This window comes from Streptomyces apocyni, from assembly GCF_009739465.1.
Lineage (GTDB): Bacteria > Actinomycetota > Actinomycetes > Streptomycetales > Streptomycetaceae > Streptomyces > Streptomyces apocyni.
Genome location: NZ_WHOM01000033.1, coordinates 95173 through 114538, shown reverse-complemented (window position 1 = coordinate 114538; position 19366 = coordinate 95173). Strand labels below are relative to the sequence as shown.

Below are 19366 nucleotides of genomic sequence, written 5' to 3'. Positions count from 1 at the left end.
ACCAGCTTCAGTCCAGGAGATTCCGCAACCGTGGCTTCCACGAACGACCTCAAGAACGGCATGGTGCTCAAGCTCGACGCAGGCCAGCTCTGGTCCGTCGTCGAGTTCCAGCACGTCAAGCCCGGCAAGGGCCCCGCGTTTGTGCGCACCAAGCTCAAGAACGTGCTCTCCGGCAAGGTGGTCGACAAGACCTTCAACGCCGGTGTGAAGGTCGAGACGGCCACTGTCGACAAGCGCGACATGCAGTTCTCGTACATGGACGGCGACTATTTCGTCTTCATGGACATGCAGACGTATGACCAGCTGCATGTCGACCGCAAGGCCGTCGGTGACGCCGCCAACTTCCTGATCGAGGGCTTCACGGCCACGGTCGCGCAGCACGAGGGCGAGGTGCTGTACGTCGAGATGCCCGCCGCGGTCGAGCTCGTCATCCAGGAGACCGAGCCGGGCGTCCAGGGCGACCGCTCCACTGGCGGCACCAAGCCCGCCACGCTGGAGACCGGCCACGAGATCCAGGTCCCGCTCTTCATCACCACCGGTGAGAAGATCAAGGTCGACACCCGCACCAGCGACTACCTCGGCCGGGTGAACAGCTAACCGTGGCTGCTCGGAACACGGCCCGTAAGCGCGCCTTCCAGATCCTCTTCGAAGCCGACCAGCGCGGTACCGACGTCGTCACGGTGCTGGCCGACTGGATGCGGCACGCGCGGACCGACACCCGGCAGCCGCCGGTCAGCGAGTACACCATGCAGCTGGTCGAGGGCTACGCCGGCCACGCGGACCGGATCGACGAGCTGATCTCGCAGTACGCGGTGGGATGGACGCTCGACCGGATGCCGGTGGTGGACCGGAACATCCTGCGGCTCGGCGCCTATGAGCTGATCTGGATGGACGAGACGCCGGACGCGGTGGTGATGGACGAGGCGGTGCAGATCGCCAAGGAGTTCTCCACGGATGACTCACCGGCCTTTGTGAACGGCCTCCTCGGCCGTTTCAAGGACCTCAAGCCGACCCTGCGGCGGGACGAGACGGACGGGTCCTGACGGACCGTCCCCCGTCACGCGAACACGACCACGGGCCCACCGCGCGAATCCCGCGCGGTGGGCCCGTCGTCATGCGCCATTCGGGTGAGTCGAGTCGAAGGAAGCCGAAGGAAGTCGAAAGAAGGGGGGCGGTCCGGTGCGCGGGGCAGACAAAAAACCGCCGTGTGTGCGGGAGCGGGGAGCTCCCGCGCACACGGCGGTACGTTTCTGCTGTAGTGAGCGGCCGCAGCCGGCCGGCCTCCGGGTCAGAGCTCGTCGTGACCCACGGCGCGACGCGCGTCCGCGTCCAGTACGCCCCAGCTGATCAGCTGCTCGGTGAGGACCGAGGGCGACTGGTCATAGATCACGGCAAGGGTGCGCAGGTCGTCCTGGCGGATCGACAGCACCTTGCCGTTGTAGTCCCCACGCTGGGACTGGATCGTGGCGGCATAGCGCTGGAGCGGTCCGGCCTTCTCCGGCGGGACGTGCGCGAGGCGCTCCAGGTCAAGCACCAGCTTCGGCGGTGGCTCGGCGGCCCCGCCCGGCGTCGTGCCCGGCAGCAGCTCCTGCACCGGAACGCCGTAGAAGTCGGCCAGCTCGGCGAGGCGCTGCACGGTGACAGCGCGGTCGCCGCGCTCGTACGAACCGACCACGACCGCCTTCCAGCGTCCCTGGGACTTCTCCTCGACACCGTGGAGGGAAAGGCCCTGCTGGGTGCGGATGGCCCGGAGCTTGGCCCCGAGCTGTTTGGCGTATTCGCTGGACATATGGCTCCCCGGACGCTGGAACATTGGCGGCTGCGCCGCGTGGCTGGTAACTCACTGTGAGGTTACGCAGCGTTACTTGGATGCGTCAAGCTGGATGGTATGTACCGCCCCCAAGGAGGGGGGTGATCTGCGGTGTTGCCGTCTCCTGGTAGCGTAGGTGGCGCAATCTTGACGTCCTTTAAGGTCCGTCCCGTGAGGCGGAGAAGGAGGTCCGTTTCCAATGGACACGAAAAACCCCGATGTCGCACGTCCAGTTCTCGAGGCGCCCGACATCGCCCGCGTACTGACCCGCATCGCCCACGAAATCGTCGAACGCGCCAAGGGCGCCGACGACGTGGTGCTTCTCGGCATTCCGACCCGCGGCGTCTTCCTCGCCCAGCGGCTCGCCGCCAAACTGGCGGACATCACCGGCCGCACCATCCCGGTCGGCTCCCTGGACATCACGATGTACCGCGATGACCTGCGGATGCACCCGCCGCGCGCGCTGGCCCGCACCGAGATTCCCGCCGACGGCATCGACGGCACCCTCGTCGTCCTCGTCGACGACGTGCTCTTCTCCGGCCGCACCATCCGCGCCGCACTCGACGCCCTGAACGACATCGGGCGCCCCCGTGCCGTACAGCTCGCGGTCCTGGTCGACCGAGGCCACCGCGAACTCCCCATCCGTGCCGACTACGTCGGCAAGAACCTCCCCACGTCGCTGCGGGAGACGGTCAAGGTCCAGCTCGCCGAGGAGGACGGTCGCGACACCGTGCTGCTCGGCGACCGGCCGACCGCTCCGGTCGGCGAGCAGTAGCACTCAGGCGTACGCCCCTTCGGGTGTACGCATCCCTCCGAGCGCCACTGCGCGCCCGCATGCCCGAAACCTCCGGATTCAGCATGGAGCCATCCCGATGATGCGTCACCTCATCTCGGCCGCCGACCTCACCCGCGACGACGCCGTCCTGATCCTCGACACCGCCGAGGAGATGGCCCGGGTCGCCGACCGGCCGATCAAGAAACTTCCGACCCTGCGGGGCCGTACCGTCGTCAACCTCTTCTTCGAGGACTCGACCCGGACCCGGATCTCCTTCGAGGCCGCCGAGAAGCGGCTGTCCGCCGATGTCATCAACTTCACCGCCAAGGGCTCCAGCGTCTCCAAGGGCGAGTCGCTGAAGGACACCGCGCAGACCCTGGAGGCGATGGGCGTGGACGCCGTCGTCATCCGGCACGGCGCCTCCGGAGCCCCGTACACCCTGGCGAACTCCGGCTGGATCGACGCCGCCGTGATCAACGCCGGGGACGGCACCCACCAGCACCCCACCCAGGCGCTGCTGGACGCCTTCACCATGCGCCGCCGCCTCGTCGGCCGGGACGAGGGCCTCGGCCAGGACCTGGCCGGGCGCCGGATCACGCTCGTCGGCGACGTCCTGCACAGCCGGGTCGCCCGCTCGAACGTCGACCTGCTGCACACACTCGGCGCCGAGGTCACCCTGGTCGCACCGCCCACCCTGCTGCCGGTCGGCATGGACAACTGGCCATGCGAGGTCAGCTACGACCTGGACCGGGTGCTGGCCAAGTCCGACGCGGTGATGATGCTGAGGGTGCAGCGCGAGCGTATGAACGCCGCCTTCTTCCCGACCGAGCGCGAGTACGCGCGCCGGTACGGGCTCGACGGCGAGCGCATGGCGAAGATGCCCGAGCACGCCATCGTGATGCACCCGGGCCCGATGGTCCGCGGCATGGAGATCACCGCGGAGGTCGCCGACTCCGACCGCTGCACCGCCATCGAGCAGGTCGCCAACGGCGTCTCGATCCGGATGGCGGTCCTGTATCTGCTTCTGGGCGGTAACGAACCCGCCGTCACCCACGCGCGTACCGAGGAGAGCAAGTAAGCATGACCAAGATCCTGATCCGTGGTGCGAAGGTCCTGGGTGGCGAACCGCAGGACGTCCTGATCGACGGCGAGACCATCGAGGCCGTCGGCAGCGACCTGTCCGCCGAAGGCGCCCAGGTCATCGAGGCCGAGGGCCAGGTCCTGCTGCCGGGCCTGGTCGACCTGCACACCCACCTGCGCGAGCCGGGCCGCGAGGACTCCGAGACCGTCCTCACCGGCACCAAGGCCGCCGCCAAGGGCGGCTGGACCGCCGTACACGCCATGGCCAACACCTTCCCCGTAGCCGACACCGCCGGTGTCGTCGAACAGGTCTGGCGGCTCGGCCGGGAGTCCGGCTACTGCGATGTGCAGCCCGTCGGCGCCGTCACCGTCGGCCTGGAGGGCAAGCAGCTCGCGGAGCTGGGCGCGATGCACGAGTCCGCCGCGGGCGTGATGGTCTTCTCCGACGACGGCAAGTGCGTCGACGACGCCGTGATCATGCGCCGCGCCCTGGAGTACGTGAAGGCCTTCGACGGCGTGGTTGCCCAGCACGCGCAGGAGCCGCGCCTCACCGAAGGCGCCCAAATGAACGAGGGCGTCGTCTCCGCCGAGCTGGGCCTGGGCGGCTGGCCCGCTGTCGCCGAGGAGTCGATCATCGCGCGCGATGTGCTGCTCGCCGAGCACGTCGGCTCCCGGGTGCACATCTGCCACCTGTCGACCGCGGGCTCGGTCGAGATCGTCCGCTGGGCCAAGTCCAAGGGCATCGACGTGACCGCCGAGGTCACCCCGCACCACCTGCTGCTCACCGACGAACTGGTGCGCTCGTACAACCCGGTCTACAAGGTCAACCCGCCGCTGCGCACCGAGGCGGACGTCATGGCGCTGCGGGAGGCACTCGCCGACGGCACGATCGACATCATCGCCACCGACCACGCCCCGCACCCGCGCGAGGACAAGGACTGCGAGTGGGCCGCCGCAGCCATGGGCATGGTCGGCCTGGAGACCGCGCTCTCCGTGGTCCAGCACACGATGGTGGACACCGGGCTGCTCGACTGGGCGGGTGTCGCCGAACGGATGTCGGCCAACCCGGCGAAGATCGGCCGCCTGAACGGCCACGGCCGCCCCGTCTCGGCAGGTGAGCCCGCCAACCTCACGCTGGTCGATCCGGCCTACCGTGGTGCCGTGGACCCCGCGGGCTTCGCCTCCCGCAGCCGCAACACCCCCTACGAGGGCCGCGAGCTGCCGGGGCGCGTCACCCACACCTTCCTGCGGGGCCGCGCGACGGTCGTGGACGGGAAGCTGGCGTGACACCTCTGATCAAGACCTCTCTGGTCGACACCCCCCTGCTGGAGCTGGCCGCGGAGCAGAAGTCGGCGGAGGTGACCGAATGGGCCGCGCGGATCGGCTGGCTGGTCGGACTCGTGCTGTTCGTCGCGCTCGTCTACTGGCTGATGCGCCAGGGCTGGAAGTGGCGGGGCACCCTCCAAGGCGGCCTGCCCGAGCTGCCCACCGCGCCGACTGAGCCCGGCCCGGCCACACTGAGCATGAGCGGCCGCTACCACGGCTCGACCACGGCCGGGCAGTGGCTCGACCGGATCGTCGCGCACGGGCTTGGCACCCGCAGCCGCGCCGAGCTCACGCTCACCGACGCCGGACTCGACGTCCAGCGCCCCGGGGCCGCCGACTTCTTCGTCCCGGCGGCGGCGCTGCGCGAGGCCCGGCTCGACAAGGGCATCGCGGGCAAGGTCCTGGCCGAGGGCGGACTGCTCATCGTCACCTGGGCGCACGGCGACCAGTTGCTCGACTCCGGCTTCCGCTCCGACCACGCCGCCGAGCACGCGGCCTGGGTCGAAGCCATCAACTCCATGAACCAGACCAACACGACGGAAGGCGCCGCACGATGACGACCTCCACCCGGGGAGCCGCCAGGGTTCCCGCCGTACTCGTCCTGGAGGACGGCCGGATCTTCCACGGCCGCGCCTACGGGGCCGTGGGGCACACCTTTGGTGAGGCCGTCTTCTCCACCGGTATGACCGGCTACCAGGAGACCCTCACCGACCCGTCGTACCACCGCCAGGTCGTCGTCATGACGGCCCCGCACGTCGGCAACACCGGCGTCAACGACGAGGACCCCGAGTCGGCCAGGATCTGGGTCGCCGGTTACGTGGTGCGCGACCCCGCGCGCGTGCCGTCCAACTGGCGCTCGCAGCGCTCACTGGACGAAGAGCTGGTGAAGCAGGGCGTCGTCGGCATCAGCGGCATCGACACCCGCGCCCTCACCCGCCACCTGCGCGAGCGCGGCGCGATGCGCGTCGGCATCTTCTCCGGCAACGCCCTGCCCGACGAGGGCACGATGCTCGCCGAGGTCCGCCAGGCGGCCGAGATGAAGGGCGCGAACCTCTCCGCCGAGGTCTCCACAGAGGAGGCGTACGTCGTCCCCGCGGTCGGCACCAAGAAGTTCACCGTCGCCGCCATAGACCTGGGCATCAAGGGCATGACCCCGCAGCTCATGGCCGAGCGCGGGATCGAGGTGCACGTGCTGCCCGCCACCGCGACGCTGGACGAGGTGTACGCCGTGAACCCGGACGGGGTGTTCTTCTCCAACGGCCCCGGCGACCCCGCCACGGCCGATCACCCGGTCGGTCTCATGAGCGGTGTCCTGGAGCGCAAGACCCCGCTCTTCGGCATCTGCTTCGGCAACCAGATCCTGGGCCGCGCGCTCGGCTTCGGCACCTTCAAGCTGAAGTACGGCCACCGCGGCATCAACCAGCCGGTCCAGGACCGCACCACCGGCAAGGTCGAGGTCACCGCGCACAACCACGGCTTCGCCGTGGACGCGCCGCTCGACAAGGTCTCCGAGACCCCCTACGGCCGTGCCGAGGTCTCCCACGTCTGCCTCAACGACAACGTCGTGGAAGGCCTGCGGCTGCTCGACCAGCCCGCCTTCAGCGTCCAGTACCACCCCGAGGCCGCCGCGGGCCCGCACGACGCCGCGTACCTGTTCGATCGCTTCACACAGCTCATGGAGGGCCAGCGTGCCTAAGCGCACCGATATCCAGTCCGTCCTGGTCATCGGCTCGGGCCCGATCGTCATCGGCCAGGCCGCGGAGTTCGACTACTCCGGCACCCAGGCCTGCCGCGTCCTCAAGGCCGAGGGCCTGCGCGTCATCCTGGTGAACTCCAACCCGGCGACGATCATGACCGACCCGGAGATCGCCGACGCCACCTACGTCGAGCCGATCACCCCCGAGTTCGTCGAGAAGATCATCGCCAAGGAGCGCCCGGACGTACTGCTGCCGACACTCGGCGGCCAGACCGCGCTGAACACCGCGATCTCGCTGCACGACGCGGGCACCCTGGAGAAGTACGACGTCGAGCTGATCGGCGCCAACGTCGAGGCGATCAACAAGGGCGAGGACCGCGACCTCTTCAAGGAGGTCGTCGAGGCCGTCAACGCCAAGATCGGCCACGGCGAGTCCGCCCGCTCGGTCATCTGCCACACCATGGACGAGGTCATCGCGGGCGTCGACACGCTCGGCGGCTACCCCGTCGTCGTCCGCCCCTCCTTCACCATGGGCGGCGCCGGTTCCGGCTTCGCCCACGACGAGGAGGAGCTGCGCCGGATCGCCGGGCAGGGCCTCACCCTCTCGCCGACCACCGAGGTGCTCCTGGAGGAGTCCATCCTCGGCTGGAAGGAGTACGAGCTGGAGCTGATGCGCGACCGGAACGACAACGTCGTGGTCGTCTGCTCCATCGAGAACTTCGACCCCATGGGCGTACACACCGGCGACTCGATCACCGTGGCCCCGGCGATGACGCTCACCGACCGCGAGTACCAGCGGCTGCGCGACGTCGGGATCGCGATCATCCGCGAGGTCGGCGTCGACACCGGCGGCTGCAACATCCAGTTCGCGATCGACCCGGCCGACGGCCGCGTCATCGTCATCGAGATGAACCCGCGTGTGTCGCGGTCGTCGGCGCTCGCGTCCAAGGCCACGGGCTTCCCGATCGCGAAGATCGCCGCCAAGTTGGCCGTCGGCTACACGCTGGACGAGATTCCCAACGACATCACCGAGAAGACCCCGGCCTCCTTCGAGCCGACCCTCGACTATGTGGTCGTCAAGGCCCCGCGCTTCGCCTTCGAGAAGTTCCCGTCCGCTGACGCGACGCTCACCACCACCATGAAGTCGGTGGGCGAGGCGATGGCGATCGGCCGCAACTTCACCGAGGCGTTCCAGAAGGCCCTGCGCTCGCTGGAGAAGAAGGGCTCGCAGTTCTCGTTCGTCGGGGAGGTGGGCGACAAGACCGAGCTGCTCGAAGCGTCCGTCCGCCCGACCGACGGCCGGATCAACACCGTCATGCAGGCGATCCGCGCCGGTGCCACCCCGGACGAGGTCTTCGCGTACACGAAGATCGACCCCTGGTTCGTCGACCAGCTCTTCCTGATCAAGGAGATCGCTGACGAGATCGCGGCGGCCGAGCTCCTCGACGCCGACCTGCTCGCGGAAGCCAAGCGGCACGGCTTCTCCGATCACCAGATCGCCGAGATCCGCGGGCTGCGCGAGGACGTCGTCCGCGAGGTACGGCACGCCCTCGGCGTCCGCCCGGTCTACAAGACGGTCGACACCTGCGCCGCCGAGTTCGCCGCGAAGACGCCGTACTTCTACTCGTCCTACGACGAGGAGAACGAGGTCGCCCCGCGCGAGAAGCCCGCCGTGATCATCCTGGGCTCGGGACCGAACCGCATCGGCCAGGGCATCGAGTTCGACTACTCCTGCGTCCACGCCTCCTTCGCGCTGAGCGAGGCGGGCTACGAGACCGTGATGGTCAACTGCAACCCGGAGACCGTCTCCACCGACTACGACACCTCCGACCGGCTCTACTTCGAGCCGCTCACCCTCGAGGACGTCCTGGAGATCGTGCACGCCGAGCAGGAGGCGGGCCCGCTCGCGGGCGTCATCGTCCAGCTCGGCGGCCAGACCCCGCTGGGCCTGTCGCAGGCGCTCAAGGACAACGGCGTCCCGGTGGTCGGCACATCCCCGGAGGCGATCCACGCCGCCGAGGACCGTGGCGCCTTCGGCCGGGTGCTCGCCGAAGCCGGGCTGCCCGCCCCCAAGCACGGCACGGCGACTACCTTCGCCGAGGCCAAGACCATCGCCGACGAGATCGGCTACCCGGTGCTGGTCCGCCCCTCGTACGTCCTGGGCGGCCGCGGCATGGAGATCGTCTACGACGAGACCCGGCTCTCCGCGTACATCGCGGAATCCACCGAGATCAGCCCCTCCCGGCCGGTGCTCGTGGACCGCTTCCTGGACGACGCCATCGAGATCGACGTGGACGCCCTCTACGACGGCACCGAGCTCTACCTCGGCGGCGTCATGGAGCACATCGAGGAGGCCGGTATCCACTCCGGCGACTCGGCCTGCGCGCTGCCCCCGATCACCCTCGGCGGCTTCGACATCAAGCGGCTGCGCGCCTCCACCGAAGCGATCGCGAAGGGCGTCGGAGTCCGCGGACTGATCAACATCCAGTTCGCGATGGCCGGGGACATCCTGTACGTCCTGGAGGCCAACCCCCGCGCGTCGCGCACCGTCCCGTTCACCTCCAAGGCGACCGCGGTGCCGCTCGCCAAGGCCGCCGCCCGCATCTCGCTGGGCGCGACCATCGCCGAACTGCGCGCCGAGGGCCTGCTCCCGGCGACCGGTGACGGCGGCACGCTGCCGATGGACGCGCCGATCTCCGTCAAGGAGGCCGTGATGCCGTGGTCGCGCTTCCGCGACATCCACGGGCGTGGCGTCGACACCATCCTCGGCCCGGAGATGCGTTCCACCGGCGAGGTCATGGGCATCGACTCGGTCTTCGGCACGGCCTACGCCAAGTCGCAGGCCGGCGCCTACGGGCCGCTGCCCACCGGTGGCCGGGCCTTCATCTCGGTCGCCAACCGCGACAAGCGCTCGATGATCTTCCCGGCGCGGGAACTGGTCGCCCACGGCTTCGAGCTGATGGCCACCTCCGGCACCGCCGAGGTCCTCAAGCGCAACGGCATCAACGCGCGCGTGGTCCGCAAGCAGTCCGAGGGTGAGGGCCCGCAGGGCGAGAAGACCATCGTCCAGCTCATCCACGAGGGTGAGGTCGACCTCATCGTCAACACCCCGTACGGCACCGGCGGCCGCCTCGACGGCTACGACATCCGTACGGCGGCCGTGGCGCGCGGCGTGCCGTGCCTGACGACGGTCCAGGCGCTCGCCGCGGCGGTCCAGGGCATCGACGCGCTGGGGCGCGGCGATGTGGGCGTCCGCTCGCTCCAGGAGCACGCGGAGCACCTGACCGCGGCCCGCGACTAGCAAGCCCACGAGGGGGACACCGAAACGGTGTCCCCCTCTTCATGAGGCCCCCGCCGCGTCGCCGTGTCGCCGCGTGGCCAGGGCCCGACGAGGAATCGCGATGTACAAACTCTTCTTCAATCTCGTCTTCCGGCGGATGGACCCCGAGCGCGCCCACTATCTGGCCTTCCGCTGGATCAGGCTCGCCGCTCGCGTCCCGGTCCTGCGGACCTTCGTGGCCGCCGTGCTCGCGCCGCGCGCCAAGGAACTGCGCACCGAGGCGCTGGGGCTGCGGATGCACGGCCCCTTCGGTCTCGCGGCCGGTTTCGACAAGAACGCGGTCGCTGTAGATGGCATGGCGATGCTGGGGTTCGACCACGTCGAGATCGGCACCGTCACCGGCGAACCGCAGCCAGGCAACCCCAAGAAGCGGCTCTTCCGCCTCGTACCGGACCGTGCGCTGATCAACCGCATGGGCTTCAACAACGAGGGATCGGCGGCCGTCGCCGAGCGGCTGGCCACCCGTCACCCGGTCTTCAAGCCCGTCGTGGGCGTCAACATCGGCAAGACCAAGGTCGTTCCCGAGGAGGAGGCGGCCGCCGACTACGTGAAGTCCACCGAGCGGCTGGCCCGGCACGCCGACTACCTCGTGGTCAACGTGTCCTCGCCGAACACACCCGGACTGCGTAACCTCCAGGCCGTCGAGCATCTGCGGCCCCTGCTCACCGCCGTACGCGAAGCGGCCGACCGGAGCGTGCCGGAGCGCCGGGTGCCGCTGCTCGTGAAGATCGCCCCTGATCTGGCCGACGCGGACATCGACGCCGTCGCCGACCTGGCCGTCGAGCTCGGTCTGGACGGCATCATCGCCACCAACACCACCATCGCCCGCGACGGGCTCGGACTGCGGTCGGACGCCGCGCTGGTCGCGGAGACCGGCGGGCTGTCCGGAGCGCCGGTCAAGGAGCGCTCCCTGGCGGTGCTGAGGCGCCTCTACGCGCGCGTGGGGGACGATCTCACCCTCGTGGGCGTCGGGGGCATCGAGAACGCCGACGACGCCTGGCAGCGCATCCTCGCCGGTGCCACCCTCGTCCAGGGCTACAGCGCCTTCATCTACGAGGGCCCCTTCTGGATGCGCGCGATGCACCGCGGCCTCGCGGCCCGGCTGAACGACAGCCCGTACGCCACCCTCGCCGACGCGGTCGGCGCCGACGTCAGGAAGCAGGCATCAGCATGACCCTGGAACCCTTCGGCGCGCGGCTGCGCCGGGCCATGGACGAGCGTGGACCGCTGTGCGTCGGCATCGACCCGCATGCCGCGCTGCTCCAGTCCTGGGGGCTCAGCGACGACATCCAGGGCCTGGAGCGCTTCTCGCGCACGGTCGTGGAGGCGATGGCCGACCGGGTCGCCGTACTCAAGCCGCAGTCGGCGTTCTTCGAGCGGTTCGGGTCGCGGGGGATCGCCGTCCTGGAGAAGTCGGTCGAGGAGGCGCGGGACGCCGGTGCGCTGGTCGTGATGGACGCCAAGCGCGGTGACATCGGGTCCACCATGGCCGCGTACGCGGAGACCTTCCTGCGCAAGGGCGCGCCGCTGTTCTCGGACGCGCTGACGGTGTCGCCGTACCTGGGGTACGGGTCGCTGAAGCCCGCGGTGGATCTGGCGCGGGAGAGCGGCGCGGGGCTGTTCGTCCTGGCGCTCACCTCCAACCCGGAGGGCGGCGAGGTGCAGCACGCGGTGCGGGCGGACGGGCGTGACGTCGGGGCGACGATGCTGGCGCGGCTGGCGGCGGAGAACACCGGGGCGGTGCCGATGGGGTCGTTCGGCGCCGTGGTCGGGGCGACGCTCGGTGATCTGTCGACGTACGAGCTGGACATCAACGGTCCGCTGCTTGCACCCGGGATCGGGGCGCAGGGGGCCACGCCAGCGGATCTGCCGGGCGTGTTCGGGGCGGCGGTGCGCAATGTCGTGCCGAACGTCAGCCGGGGCGTGCTGCGCCATGGACCGGATCTGACCGCGCTGCGGGACGCGGCGGTGCGGTTCGCTGACGAGGTGCGGGCCGCTGTCGGGTCGTAGGCTCGCCCCTCGGCTGATGTGCACTTCTCCAAAATCTGGGGCGTTATGTCGGATATGTATAGTTCAGCGGAGGCTGACCAGGACTTTTCCGCTGTTCTCGCTGACTAGAGCGGTCATGGCCGCTAGTCTCCGACGGGAGTGCACGGGTGAGTTTCGCTCGTTGCTCACCTGGTGTGGGGCGACTAGGTTCCTCACCGGTCCGTATCCGACAGTTCGACAACCGAGGTGACGTAGGCGTGGCTCTTCCGCCCCTTACCCCTGAACAGCGCGCAGCCGCGCTCGAAAAGGCCGCCGCGGCTCGCCGGGAGCGGGCCGAGGTGAAGAATCGACTCAAGCATTCCGGCGCGTCTCTTCACGAGGTCATCAAGCAAGGCCAGGAGAACGATGTCATCGGCAAGATGAAGGTCTCCGCCCTGCTGGAGTCCCTGCCCGGCGTGGGCAAGGTCCGCGCCAAGCAGATCATGGAGCGTCTGGGGATCTCCGAGAGCCGGCGTGTGCGGGGGCTCGGTTCCAACCAGATCGCATCGCTGGAGCGTGAGTTCGGCGGCGGTGCCGCCTAGGCTCTGCCACCCGGAGGCCTCACGGTCTCCGGCACCGCCGAGAACCTGGATAATCGCTGCATGGCTGTAACACCCCGGGGGACGACCCCCGAACCCCCGGACGCACGTCCGCGGCTGACCGTGCTCTCCGGCCCCTCAGGGGTCGGCAAGAGCACGGTCGTCGCCCATATGCGCAAAGAACACCCCGAGGTCTGGCTCTCGGTCTCGGCCACCACACGCAAGCCGCGACCCGGTGAGCGTCATGGCGTCCAGTACTTCTTCGTCAGCGACGAGGAGATGGACAAGCTGATCGCGAACGGTGAGCTGCTGGAGTGGGCCGAGTTCGCGGGCAACCGCTACGGCACTCCGCGAAAGGCCGTCCTGGAGCGGCTGGAGAACGGCGAGCCGGTGCTCCTCGAGATCGATCTGCAGGGCGCGCGGCTGGTCCGCGCGTCGATGCCGGAGGCTCAGCTGGTCTTTCTCGCTCCGCCCGACTGGGAGGAGCTGGTACGTCGGCTCACCGGCCGCGGAACGGAAGCCCCTGAGGTCATCGAGCGTCGGCTCGCGGCCGCCAGGGTCGAACTCGCGGCGGAGTCCGAGTTCGACACCACCCTGGTCAACACCTCGGTCGAGGACGTGGCTCGCGAGCTGCTAGCCTTGATGAACGTTGGCTAGAATTCTGAATTCTGTTTTTCATCCCTTTTCGGAAGGTAGATCGTGTCCTCTTCCATGACCGCGCCCGAGGGCATCATCAACCCGCCGATCGATGAGCTCCTCGAGGCCACCGACTCGAAGTACAGCCTGGTGATCTACGCCGCCAAGCGCGCCCGTCAGATCAACGCGTACTACTCGCAGCTCGGCGAGGGCCTCCTTGAGTACGTCGGTCCGCTGGTGGACACCCACGTCCACGAGAAGCCGCTCTCGATCTCGCTGCGCGAGATCAACGCGGGTCTGCTGACCTCCGAGCCCATCGAGGGCCCGGCTCAGTAGCACGAACTTCATCCCAGGCCCGGCAGCGCGACTGCCGGGCCTGTGGTGTGTCATGGGGATTGCAGGTACGGGTTCCGAGTGCGGGGAGACGCAGTGGGCAAGCCGAAGGTCGTTCTGGGGGTCAGCGGCGGGATCGCCGCCTACAAGGCGTGTGAGCTGCTGCGACGGCTGACCGAGTCCGGCCACGAGGTACGGGTCGTGCCGACCGCGGCCGCGCTGAAGTTCGTCGGGGCTCCCACCTGGGCCGCGCTCTCCGGACATCCGGTCTCCGACGAGGTCTGGTCCGATGTGTACGACGTCCCGCACGTCCGGATCGGCCAGTCCGCCGACCTGGTCGTGGTCGCACCGGCCACCGCCGACCTGCTGGCCAAGGCCGCCCACGGCCTCGCCGACGACCTGCTCACCAACACCCTGCTGACCGCGCGCTGCCCGGTCCTGTTCGCCCCCGCGATGCACACCGAGATGTGGGAGCACCCGGCCACGCAGGAGAACGTCGCGACGCTGCGCCGCCGCGGCGCCCTCGTCATCGAGCCCGCCGTCGGCCGTCTCACCGGCGTGGACACCGGCAAGGGGCGGCTGCCCGACCCGGGGGAGATCTTCGAGGTCTGCCGTCGGGTAGTGGCCCGGGGGGTGGACGAGCCCGACCTCGCCGGGCGCCATGTGGTGATCAGCGCGGGCGGCACCCGGGAGCCACTCGACCCCGTCCGCTTCCTGGGCAACCGCTCCTCCGGCAAGCAGGGGTACGCCCTCGCCCGCACCGCCGCCGCGCGCGGCGCCCGCGTCACCCTGCTCGCCGCCAACGCGGAGCTGCCCGACCCGGCGGGCGTCGACGTCATACGGGTCGGGACCGCCGTTCAGCTGCGCGAGGCCGTACTGAAGGCCGCGCCGGAGGCCGACGCGCTGGTGATGGCCGCCGCCGTGGCGGACTTCCGCCCCGCCACGTATGCCGGAGGGAAGATCAAGAAGCAGGACGGACGGGAGCCCGAGCCGGTCGCCCTCGTCCGCAACCCGGACATCCTCGCCGAGATCTCCGCCGAACGGGCCAGGCCAGGACAGGTCGTCGTCGGCTTCGCCGCGGAGACCGACGACGTCCTCACGAACGGCCGCGCCAAGCTGGCCCGCAAGGGCTGTGACCTGCTCGTCGTCAATGAGGTCGGAGAACGCAAGACCTTCGGCTCCGAGGAGAACGAGGCCCTGGTGCTCGGCGCCGACGGCAGCGAGACCCCGGTGCCGTACGGCCCCAAGGAAGCGCTCGCCGACACCGTCTGGGACCTCGTCGTCGCCCGTTTCGGGTGAACGGCACTTCGCACCCTAGGATTGCGCAAAACCGTGGAATCCGGGCGAGGACCCTCTGGTGGAGATCCGGCTTCATGCCGCAGAATGCGGTGTCGCAGGTCACAGGACTCCCATCTGGCGAGACACGGGGGTCGTTGACCGGCACAGACCGATAAACTGGTCTCGGAACGGAACCGGGCGCAGCTCCCGGACGTTCCACCAATGATCAGCCAGCAGCCGCTGCAACCCCAGGGAGCGTTGTGTCCCGTCGTCTCTTCACCTCGGAGTCTGTGACCGAGGGTCACCCCGACAAGATCGCTGACCAGATCAGCGACACCATCCTCGACGCCCTGCTGCGGGAAGACCCGACCTCCCGCGTCGCCGTCGAGACGCTGATCACCACCGGCCAGGTACATGTGGCGGGTGAGGTCACGACCAAGGCGTACGCCGACATCGCGACGCTGGTCCGCGACAAGATCCTCGAGATCGGCTACGACTCCTCCAAGAAGGGCTTCGACGGCGCCTCCTGTGGCGTCTCGGTGTCCATCGGCGCGCAGTCCCCGGACATCGCGCAGGGCGTCGACACCGCGTACGAGAAGCGGGTCGAGGGTGACGAGGACGAGCTCGACAAGCAGGGCGCGGGCGACCAGGGCCTGATGTTCGGCTACGCGTCGGACGAGACGCCCGAGCTGATGCCGCTGCCGATCCACCTCGCCCACCGGCTCTCCAAGCGCCTCTCCGAGGTCCGCAAGAACGGCACCATCCCGTACCTGCGCCCGGACGGCAAGACCCAGGTCACCATCGAGTACGACGGCGACAAGGCGGTCCGCCTGGACACGGTCGTGGTCTCTTCGCAGCACGCGTCGGACATCGACCTGGACTCGCTGCTGGCTCCGGACATCCGGGAGTTCGTGGTCGAGCCCGAGCTGAAGGCGCTCCTTGAGGACGGCATCAAGCTGGAGACCGAGGGGTACCGCCTGCTGGTCAACCCCACCGGCCGGTTCGAGATCGGCGGTCCGATGGGTGACGCGGGCCTGACCGGTCGCAAGATCATCATCGACACGTACGGTGGCATGGCCCGGCACGGCGGCGGCGCCTTCTCGGGCAAGGACCCGTCCAAGGTCGACCGCAGCGCCGCGTACGCGACGCGCTGGGTCGCCAAGAACGTCGTCGCGGCGGGTCTGGCCTCCCGCTGCGAGGTCCAGATCGCGTACGCGATCGGCAAGGCCGAGCCGGTCGGTCTGTTCGTCGAAACCTTCGGTACGGAGACCGTCGACACCGACAAGATCGAAGCCGCCATCTCGACGGTCTTCGACCTCCGCCCGGCCGCCATCATCCGGGACCTGGACCTGCTCCGGCCGATCTACGCCCAGACCGCCGCGTACGGCCACTTCGGCCGCGCGCTGGAGGACTTCACCTGGGAGCGCACCGACCGCGTGGACGCCCTGCGCGCGGCGGCGGGGCTGTAGCGGCTCCCCGCGCCCGTAACGGGTAACGGCTGACGAGGCGCGGCTCTCCCTCAGAGGAGGGCCGCGCCTTCGCTGTGCCGTGCGGCTGTGCGGTCCGGTGGTCGTGCGGACGTACGGGAGGGCGTCCGGTGTCAGTGGGGTCTGGTAGGTATGGGGCTGTGAGCAGCGGGAACGGGCAGGCGGACGAGGTGGGGGGTGAGGCCCCTCGCCCGGAGCAGCTTGCGCTCATTCGGGAGACGGTGCGGCAGGCCCAGGTGCCGCGGGCCAAGCCGCGGACCTGGCGGGGGGCCGCACTGGCGAAGGAGTTGCCGGTCGCGCGGGTGCTCGTGGACAAGGGGGTGCTGCATCTGGACCGGTACTTCGACTACGCGGTGCCCGAGGAGCTCGACGCGGACGCGCAGCCCGGCGTGCGGGTGCGGGTGCGGTTCGGGGCGGGTAAGCACCGGGTGCATGGCGGGCGGCGCGAGGGCGGGGGACTGATCGGGGGATTTCTGGTCGAGCGGCGGGCGGAGTCCGACTACGCGGGGCCGTTGGCGGCGCTCGCGCAGGTCGTGTCGCCCGAGCCGGTGCTGAGCGCGGAGCTGCTGGGTCTGGCCCGGGCGGTCGCCGACCGCTACGCGGGGAGTCTCGCGGATGTGCTGCAACTGGCCGTGCCGCCCAGGAACGCCCGGGCCGAGCGCAAGGAGTCGCCCGAGCCGCTCGCGGCGCCTGAGGTCCCTGAGCCGGGGACCTGGGAGCGGTACCCGCAGGGGGCGGCGTTCCTGCGGGCGCTGGCTCAGGGCGAGGCGCCGAGGGCGGTGTGGAACGCGTTGCCGGGGCCGCACTGGGCCGATGAGCTGGCGCGTGCCGTGGCGGCGACGCTCGCCTCGGGGCGGGGCGCGCTCGTGGTCGTACCGGACGGGCGGGCCGCGGGGCGGGTGGATGCCGCGCTGACGGCGCTGCTCGGCGCGGGCAGGCACGCGGTGCTCACCGCGGACGCCGGGCCGGAGAAGCGGTACCGGGAGTGGCTCGCCGTGCGGCGTGGGTCGGTGCGGGCCGTGGTGGGGACACGGGCCGCGATGTTCGCGCCGGTACGGGATCTGGGTCTGGTCGCCGTCTGGGAGGACGGGGACGGCAGCCACAGTGAGCCGCACGCCCCGCAGCCGCATACGCGCGAGGTGCTGGAGCTGCGCGCCGCGCAGGAGAAGTGCGGCTTTCTGGTGGGGAGCTGGAGCTGCACGGTGGAGGCGGCCCAGCTCGTGGAGAGTGGCTGGGCGCGGCCGTTGACCGCCGGACGCGAGCAGGTTCGCGGGGCCGCGCCGCTGGTGCGGACCGTGGGCGACGAGGACCTGGCACGGGACGAGGCGGCGCGGGCCGCGCGGCTGCCCACGCTGGCCTGGCGGGTGGTACGGGAGGCGCTGGCGCACGGGCCGGTACTGGTGCAGGTGCCGCGGCGGGGGTACGTGCCCCGGCTGGCCTGTGAGCGGTGCCGGGCGGCCGCCCGCTGTCGGCAGTGCGCGGGGCCGCTGGAGGCGCGGGACGCGGGCGCGCTGCACTGCGGGTGGTGCGGGCGCGGTGAGCCCGAGTGGCACTGTGCCGAGTGCGGGGGTTTCCGGTTGCGGGCCCAGGTCGTGGGGGCGCGGCGTACGGCGGAGGAGCTGGGGCGGGCCTTCCCCGCGGTGCCGGTGCGTACGTCGGGGCGTGAGCAGGTGCTGGACACGGTGCCGTCGGCGCCCGCGCTCGTGGTGTCGACGCCCGGTGCCGAGCCGGTCGCCGACGGCGGCGGTTACGCGGCGGCGCTGCTGCTCGATGGCTGGGCGATGTTGGGGCGGCCTGATCTGCGCGCGGGCGAGGAGGCGCTGCGCCGCTGGATCGGGGCGGCGGGACTGGTGCGTCCGCAGGGTGCGGGCGGCACTGTGGTCATGGTCGCCGAGCCGACGCTGCGGCCGGTGCAGGCGCTGGTGCGGTGGGACCCGGTGGGGCACGCGGTGCGGGAGCTGGCGGATCGCGCGGAGCTGGGGTTTCCGCCGGTGTCCCGGATGGCGGCGGTCGCTGGGCGCCCCGAGGCCATCGCGGAGTTTCTCGACGCGGTCGAACTGCCCGGCGACGCCGAGGTGCTGGGCCCCGTACCGCTGCCTGTCACGGACCCGGGCCGGCCACGGCGCTCGGGTGGACCGCCGCCGGGTGAACAGTGGGAGCGGGCGCTCGTACGGGTGCCGCCGGGGAGCGGCTCGGCGCTGGCCGCCGCGCTCAAGGCGGCGCAGGCCGCACGCATGGCGCGGGGGGAGGGCGAGCCGGTACGGATCCGGATCGACCCGCTGGACATCGGCTGACGAGTCTGGCGGGCCTGGCGGGCTCGCCGGGTAACGACCTCGGTACGGGACACCCGGGCGGTGCCCCGTACCAGGGCCAGCACAGCGTGGTGGGGCAGCGGTATCGGCGAACACCGCCTCGGCGAACGCTGCCTCGGTCTCGGTCTCAGCCGTTGCGCGGGCCGGGGAAGGCTCCCGGGCGGGCCTCGTCGCGGAGGCCGGAGCTGCCTGCCGTCGGCTGGGTCGGCATGGAGCGCGCGGCGGGAACGGTCGGCAGGGGCGCGCCGGAACCGCTGGAGCCGCCGGAGCCGACGGTCCCGACGGTCCCGACGGAGACCGGGCGGGAGCTCGCCGAATCGGTGGAGCGCTCCGCCTCGGCGGCCGCCTGCGTCGTCGCCCGCCGGGCGCCGTACCTGCGGTGCACCGCTTGCTTGGTGACGCCGAGCGCCGAGCCCACCGCGTCCCAGGAGAAGCCGAGCGAGCGGTCGAAGTCCACGGCGGCCGTGACGAGTGTCTCGACGCTGTCGCGGAGCTCCTGGGCAAGGCGGACGGTCGGTGCGGGAGCGCGTCCGTACACGACGAAGCCCGTGGAGGGCCCGGAGCGGCGCGGGCGGTAGACGTTGCCCAACTGGGCGGTGAGGGTGCGCAATGCGTCCACCTGCCGGCGGACCCGCTCGATGTCCCGCACCAGCAGATGCAGGCTGGCCCGTGCCTGGGCGTCGTGGGTTGCGTGGTCGGCCATGAACAAGCCTCTCGAACCGGCGG

At 70.5% G+C, this 19366-nt stretch carries 18 protein-coding genes; 16 read left to right on the top strand and 2 right to left on the bottom strand.

All coding sequences use genetic code 11. The features are described 5' to 3' along the window. The first annotated feature begins 30 nt into the window (after window positions 1-30). Both efp and nusB read left to right on the top strand, forming a co-directional pair. On the top strand, window positions 31-597 hold the full coding sequence (efp, locus tag GCN81_RS01045) for an elongation factor P (protein WP_156721478.1): 567 nt from the start codon (window positions 31-33) through the stop codon (window positions 595-597). 2 nt (window positions 598-599) lie between these two features. Continuing rightward, complete coding sequence (nusB, locus tag GCN81_RS01040) at window positions 600-1043, top strand: transcription antitermination factor NusB (protein ID WP_156721477.1); 444 nt, start codon at window positions 600-602, stop codon at window positions 1041-1043. A 245-nt stretch (window positions 1044-1288) separates the two neighbouring features. Here nusB and bldD read toward each other — a convergent pair whose 3' ends face one another. Next, a complete protein-coding gene (gene bldD / locus GCN81_RS01035) occupies window positions 1289-1789 on the bottom strand; it encodes a transcriptional regulator BldD (protein WP_156721476.1) in 501 nt (166 codons plus the stop codon). Between the two features lie 220 nt (window positions 1790-2009). Between bldD and pyrR the strand changes: the two genes are divergently transcribed. The 14 genes from pyrR to GCN81_RS00965 all read left to right on the top strand — a co-directional run bounded on the left by pyrR (window position 2010) and on the right by GCN81_RS00965 (window position 18622). Further along, complete coding sequence (gene pyrR / locus GCN81_RS01030; RefSeq protein WP_156721475.1) at window positions 2010-2585, top strand: bifunctional pyr operon transcriptional regulator/uracil phosphoribosyltransferase PyrR; 576 nt, start codon at window positions 2010-2012, stop codon at window positions 2583-2585. A 97-nt stretch (window positions 2586-2682) separates the two neighbouring features. Continuing rightward, the gene (locus GCN81_RS01025) at window positions 2683-3663 is read left to right on the top strand and encodes an aspartate carbamoyltransferase catalytic subunit (protein ID WP_156721474.1); all 981 of its coding nucleotides are present in this window, start codon (window positions 2683-2685) and stop codon (window positions 3661-3663) included. Between the two features lie 2 nt (window positions 3664-3665). Next, window positions 3666-4952, top strand: a complete 1287-nt coding sequence (locus GCN81_RS01020; RefSeq protein ID WP_156721473.1) for a dihydroorotase — start codon at window positions 3666-3668, stop codon at window positions 4950-4952. 5 nt (window positions 4953-4957) lie between these two features. Further along, complete coding sequence (locus GCN81_RS01015) at window positions 4958-5548, top strand: PH-like domain-containing protein (protein WP_231626309.1); 591 nt, start codon at window positions 4958-4960, stop codon at window positions 5546-5548. After that, complete coding sequence (carA, locus tag GCN81_RS01010) at window positions 5545-6687, top strand: glutamine-hydrolyzing carbamoyl-phosphate synthase small subunit (protein WP_156721472.1); 1143 nt, start codon at window positions 5545-5547, stop codon at window positions 6685-6687. Before GCN81_RS01015 ends, carA begins: the two co-directional genes overlap by 4 nt. Continuing rightward, window positions 6680-9988 carry a carbamoyl-phosphate synthase large subunit gene (gene carB, locus GCN81_RS01005; RefSeq protein ID WP_156721471.1) on the top strand — a complete coding sequence of 1103 codons (3309 nt, stop codon included), beginning with the start codon at window positions 6680-6682 and terminating at the stop codon, window positions 9986-9988. The genes carA and carB overlap by 8 nt, the downstream gene beginning before the upstream one ends. A gap of 100 nt (window positions 9989-10088) precedes the next feature. Further along, window positions 10089-11201 carry a quinone-dependent dihydroorotate dehydrogenase gene (locus GCN81_RS01000; protein ID WP_156721470.1) on the top strand — a complete coding sequence of 371 codons (1113 nt, stop codon included), beginning with the start codon at window positions 10089-10091 and terminating at the stop codon, window positions 11199-11201. Beyond that, entirely contained in the window at window positions 11198-12037 is an 840-nt protein-coding gene (gene pyrF / locus GCN81_RS00995; protein ID WP_197287431.1) for an orotidine-5'-phosphate decarboxylase, read from the top strand. The genes GCN81_RS01000 and pyrF overlap by 4 nt, the downstream gene beginning before the upstream one ends. Window positions 12038-12273: 236 nt before the next feature. After that, on the top strand, window positions 12274-12597 hold the full coding sequence (locus GCN81_RS00990) for an integration host factor (protein WP_005319887.1): 324 nt from the start codon (window positions 12274-12276) through the stop codon (window positions 12595-12597). A 60-nt stretch (window positions 12598-12657) separates the two neighbouring features. Then, window positions 12658-13251 carry a guanylate kinase gene (gene gmk, locus GCN81_RS00985; protein ID WP_156721469.1) on the top strand — a complete coding sequence of 198 codons (594 nt, stop codon included), beginning with the start codon at window positions 12658-12660 and terminating at the stop codon, window positions 13249-13251. Window positions 13252-13293: 42 nt separating this feature from the next. Continuing rightward, window positions 13294-13566 (top strand): DNA-directed RNA polymerase subunit omega, encoded by a 273-nt coding sequence (gene rpoZ / locus GCN81_RS00980; protein ID WP_156721468.1) that lies wholly within the window; start codon window positions 13294-13296, stop codon window positions 13564-13566. Between the two features lie 93 nt (window positions 13567-13659). Then, window positions 13660-14862: a bifunctional phosphopantothenoylcysteine decarboxylase/phosphopantothenate--cysteine ligase CoaBC gene (gene coaBC, locus GCN81_RS00975; RefSeq protein ID WP_156721467.1), complete on the top strand. Its 1203-nt coding sequence runs from the start codon at window positions 13660-13662 to the stop codon at window positions 14860-14862. A gap of 239 nt (window positions 14863-15101) precedes the next feature. Further along, window positions 15102-16310 carry a methionine adenosyltransferase gene (metK, locus tag GCN81_RS00970; RefSeq protein WP_156721466.1) on the top strand — a complete coding sequence of 403 codons (1209 nt, stop codon included), beginning with the start codon at window positions 15102-15104 and terminating at the stop codon, window positions 16308-16310. Window positions 16311-16468: 158 nt separating this feature from the next. Beyond that, the gene (locus GCN81_RS00965; protein WP_156721465.1) at window positions 16469-18622 is read left to right on the top strand and encodes a primosomal protein N'; all 2154 of its coding nucleotides are present in this window, start codon (window positions 16469-16471) and stop codon (window positions 18620-18622) included. Between the two features lie 145 nt (window positions 18623-18767). Here GCN81_RS00965 and GCN81_RS00960 read toward each other — a convergent pair whose 3' ends face one another. Next, window positions 18768-19343 carry a hypothetical protein gene (locus GCN81_RS00960; RefSeq protein ID WP_156721464.1) on the bottom strand — a complete coding sequence of 192 codons (576 nt, stop codon included), beginning with the start codon at window positions 19341-19343 and terminating at the stop codon, window positions 18768-18770. Window positions 19344-19366 lie beyond the last annotated feature (23 nt).

Excerpts from the sequence above, each read along its gene's own strand:
- bldD (WP_156721476.1), bottom strand. The coding sequence starts at position 1,789 with ATGTCCAGCGAATACGCCAAACAGCTCGGGGCCAAGCTCCGGGCCATC.
- pyrR (WP_156721475.1), top strand. The coding sequence starts at position 2,010 with ATGGACACGAAAAACCCCGATGTCGCACGTCCAGTTCTCGAGGCGCCC.
- GCN81_RS01025 (WP_156721474.1), top strand. The coding sequence starts at position 2,683 with ATGATGCGTCACCTCATCTCGGCCGCCGACCTCACCCGCGACGACGCC.
- GCN81_RS01020 (WP_156721473.1), top strand. The coding sequence starts at position 3,666 with ATGACCAAGATCCTGATCCGTGGTGCGAAGGTCCTGGGTGGCGAACCG.
- carA (WP_156721472.1), top strand. The coding sequence starts at position 5,545 with ATGACGACCTCCACCCGGGGAGCCGCCAGGGTTCCCGCCGTACTCGTC.
- GCN81_RS01000 (WP_156721470.1), top strand. The coding sequence starts at position 10,089 with ATGTACAAACTCTTCTTCAATCTCGTCTTCCGGCGGATGGACCCCGAG.
- pyrF (WP_197287431.1), top strand. The coding sequence starts at position 11,198 with ATGACCCTGGAACCCTTCGGCGCGCGGCTGCGCCGGGCCATGGACGAG.
- gmk (WP_156721469.1), top strand. The coding sequence starts at position 12,658 with ATGGCTGTAACACCCCGGGGGACGACCCCCGAACCCCCGGACGCACGT.
- GCN81_RS00960 (WP_156721464.1), bottom strand. The coding sequence starts at position 19,343 with ATGGCCGACCACGCAACCCACGACGCCCAGGCACGGGCCAGCCTGCAT.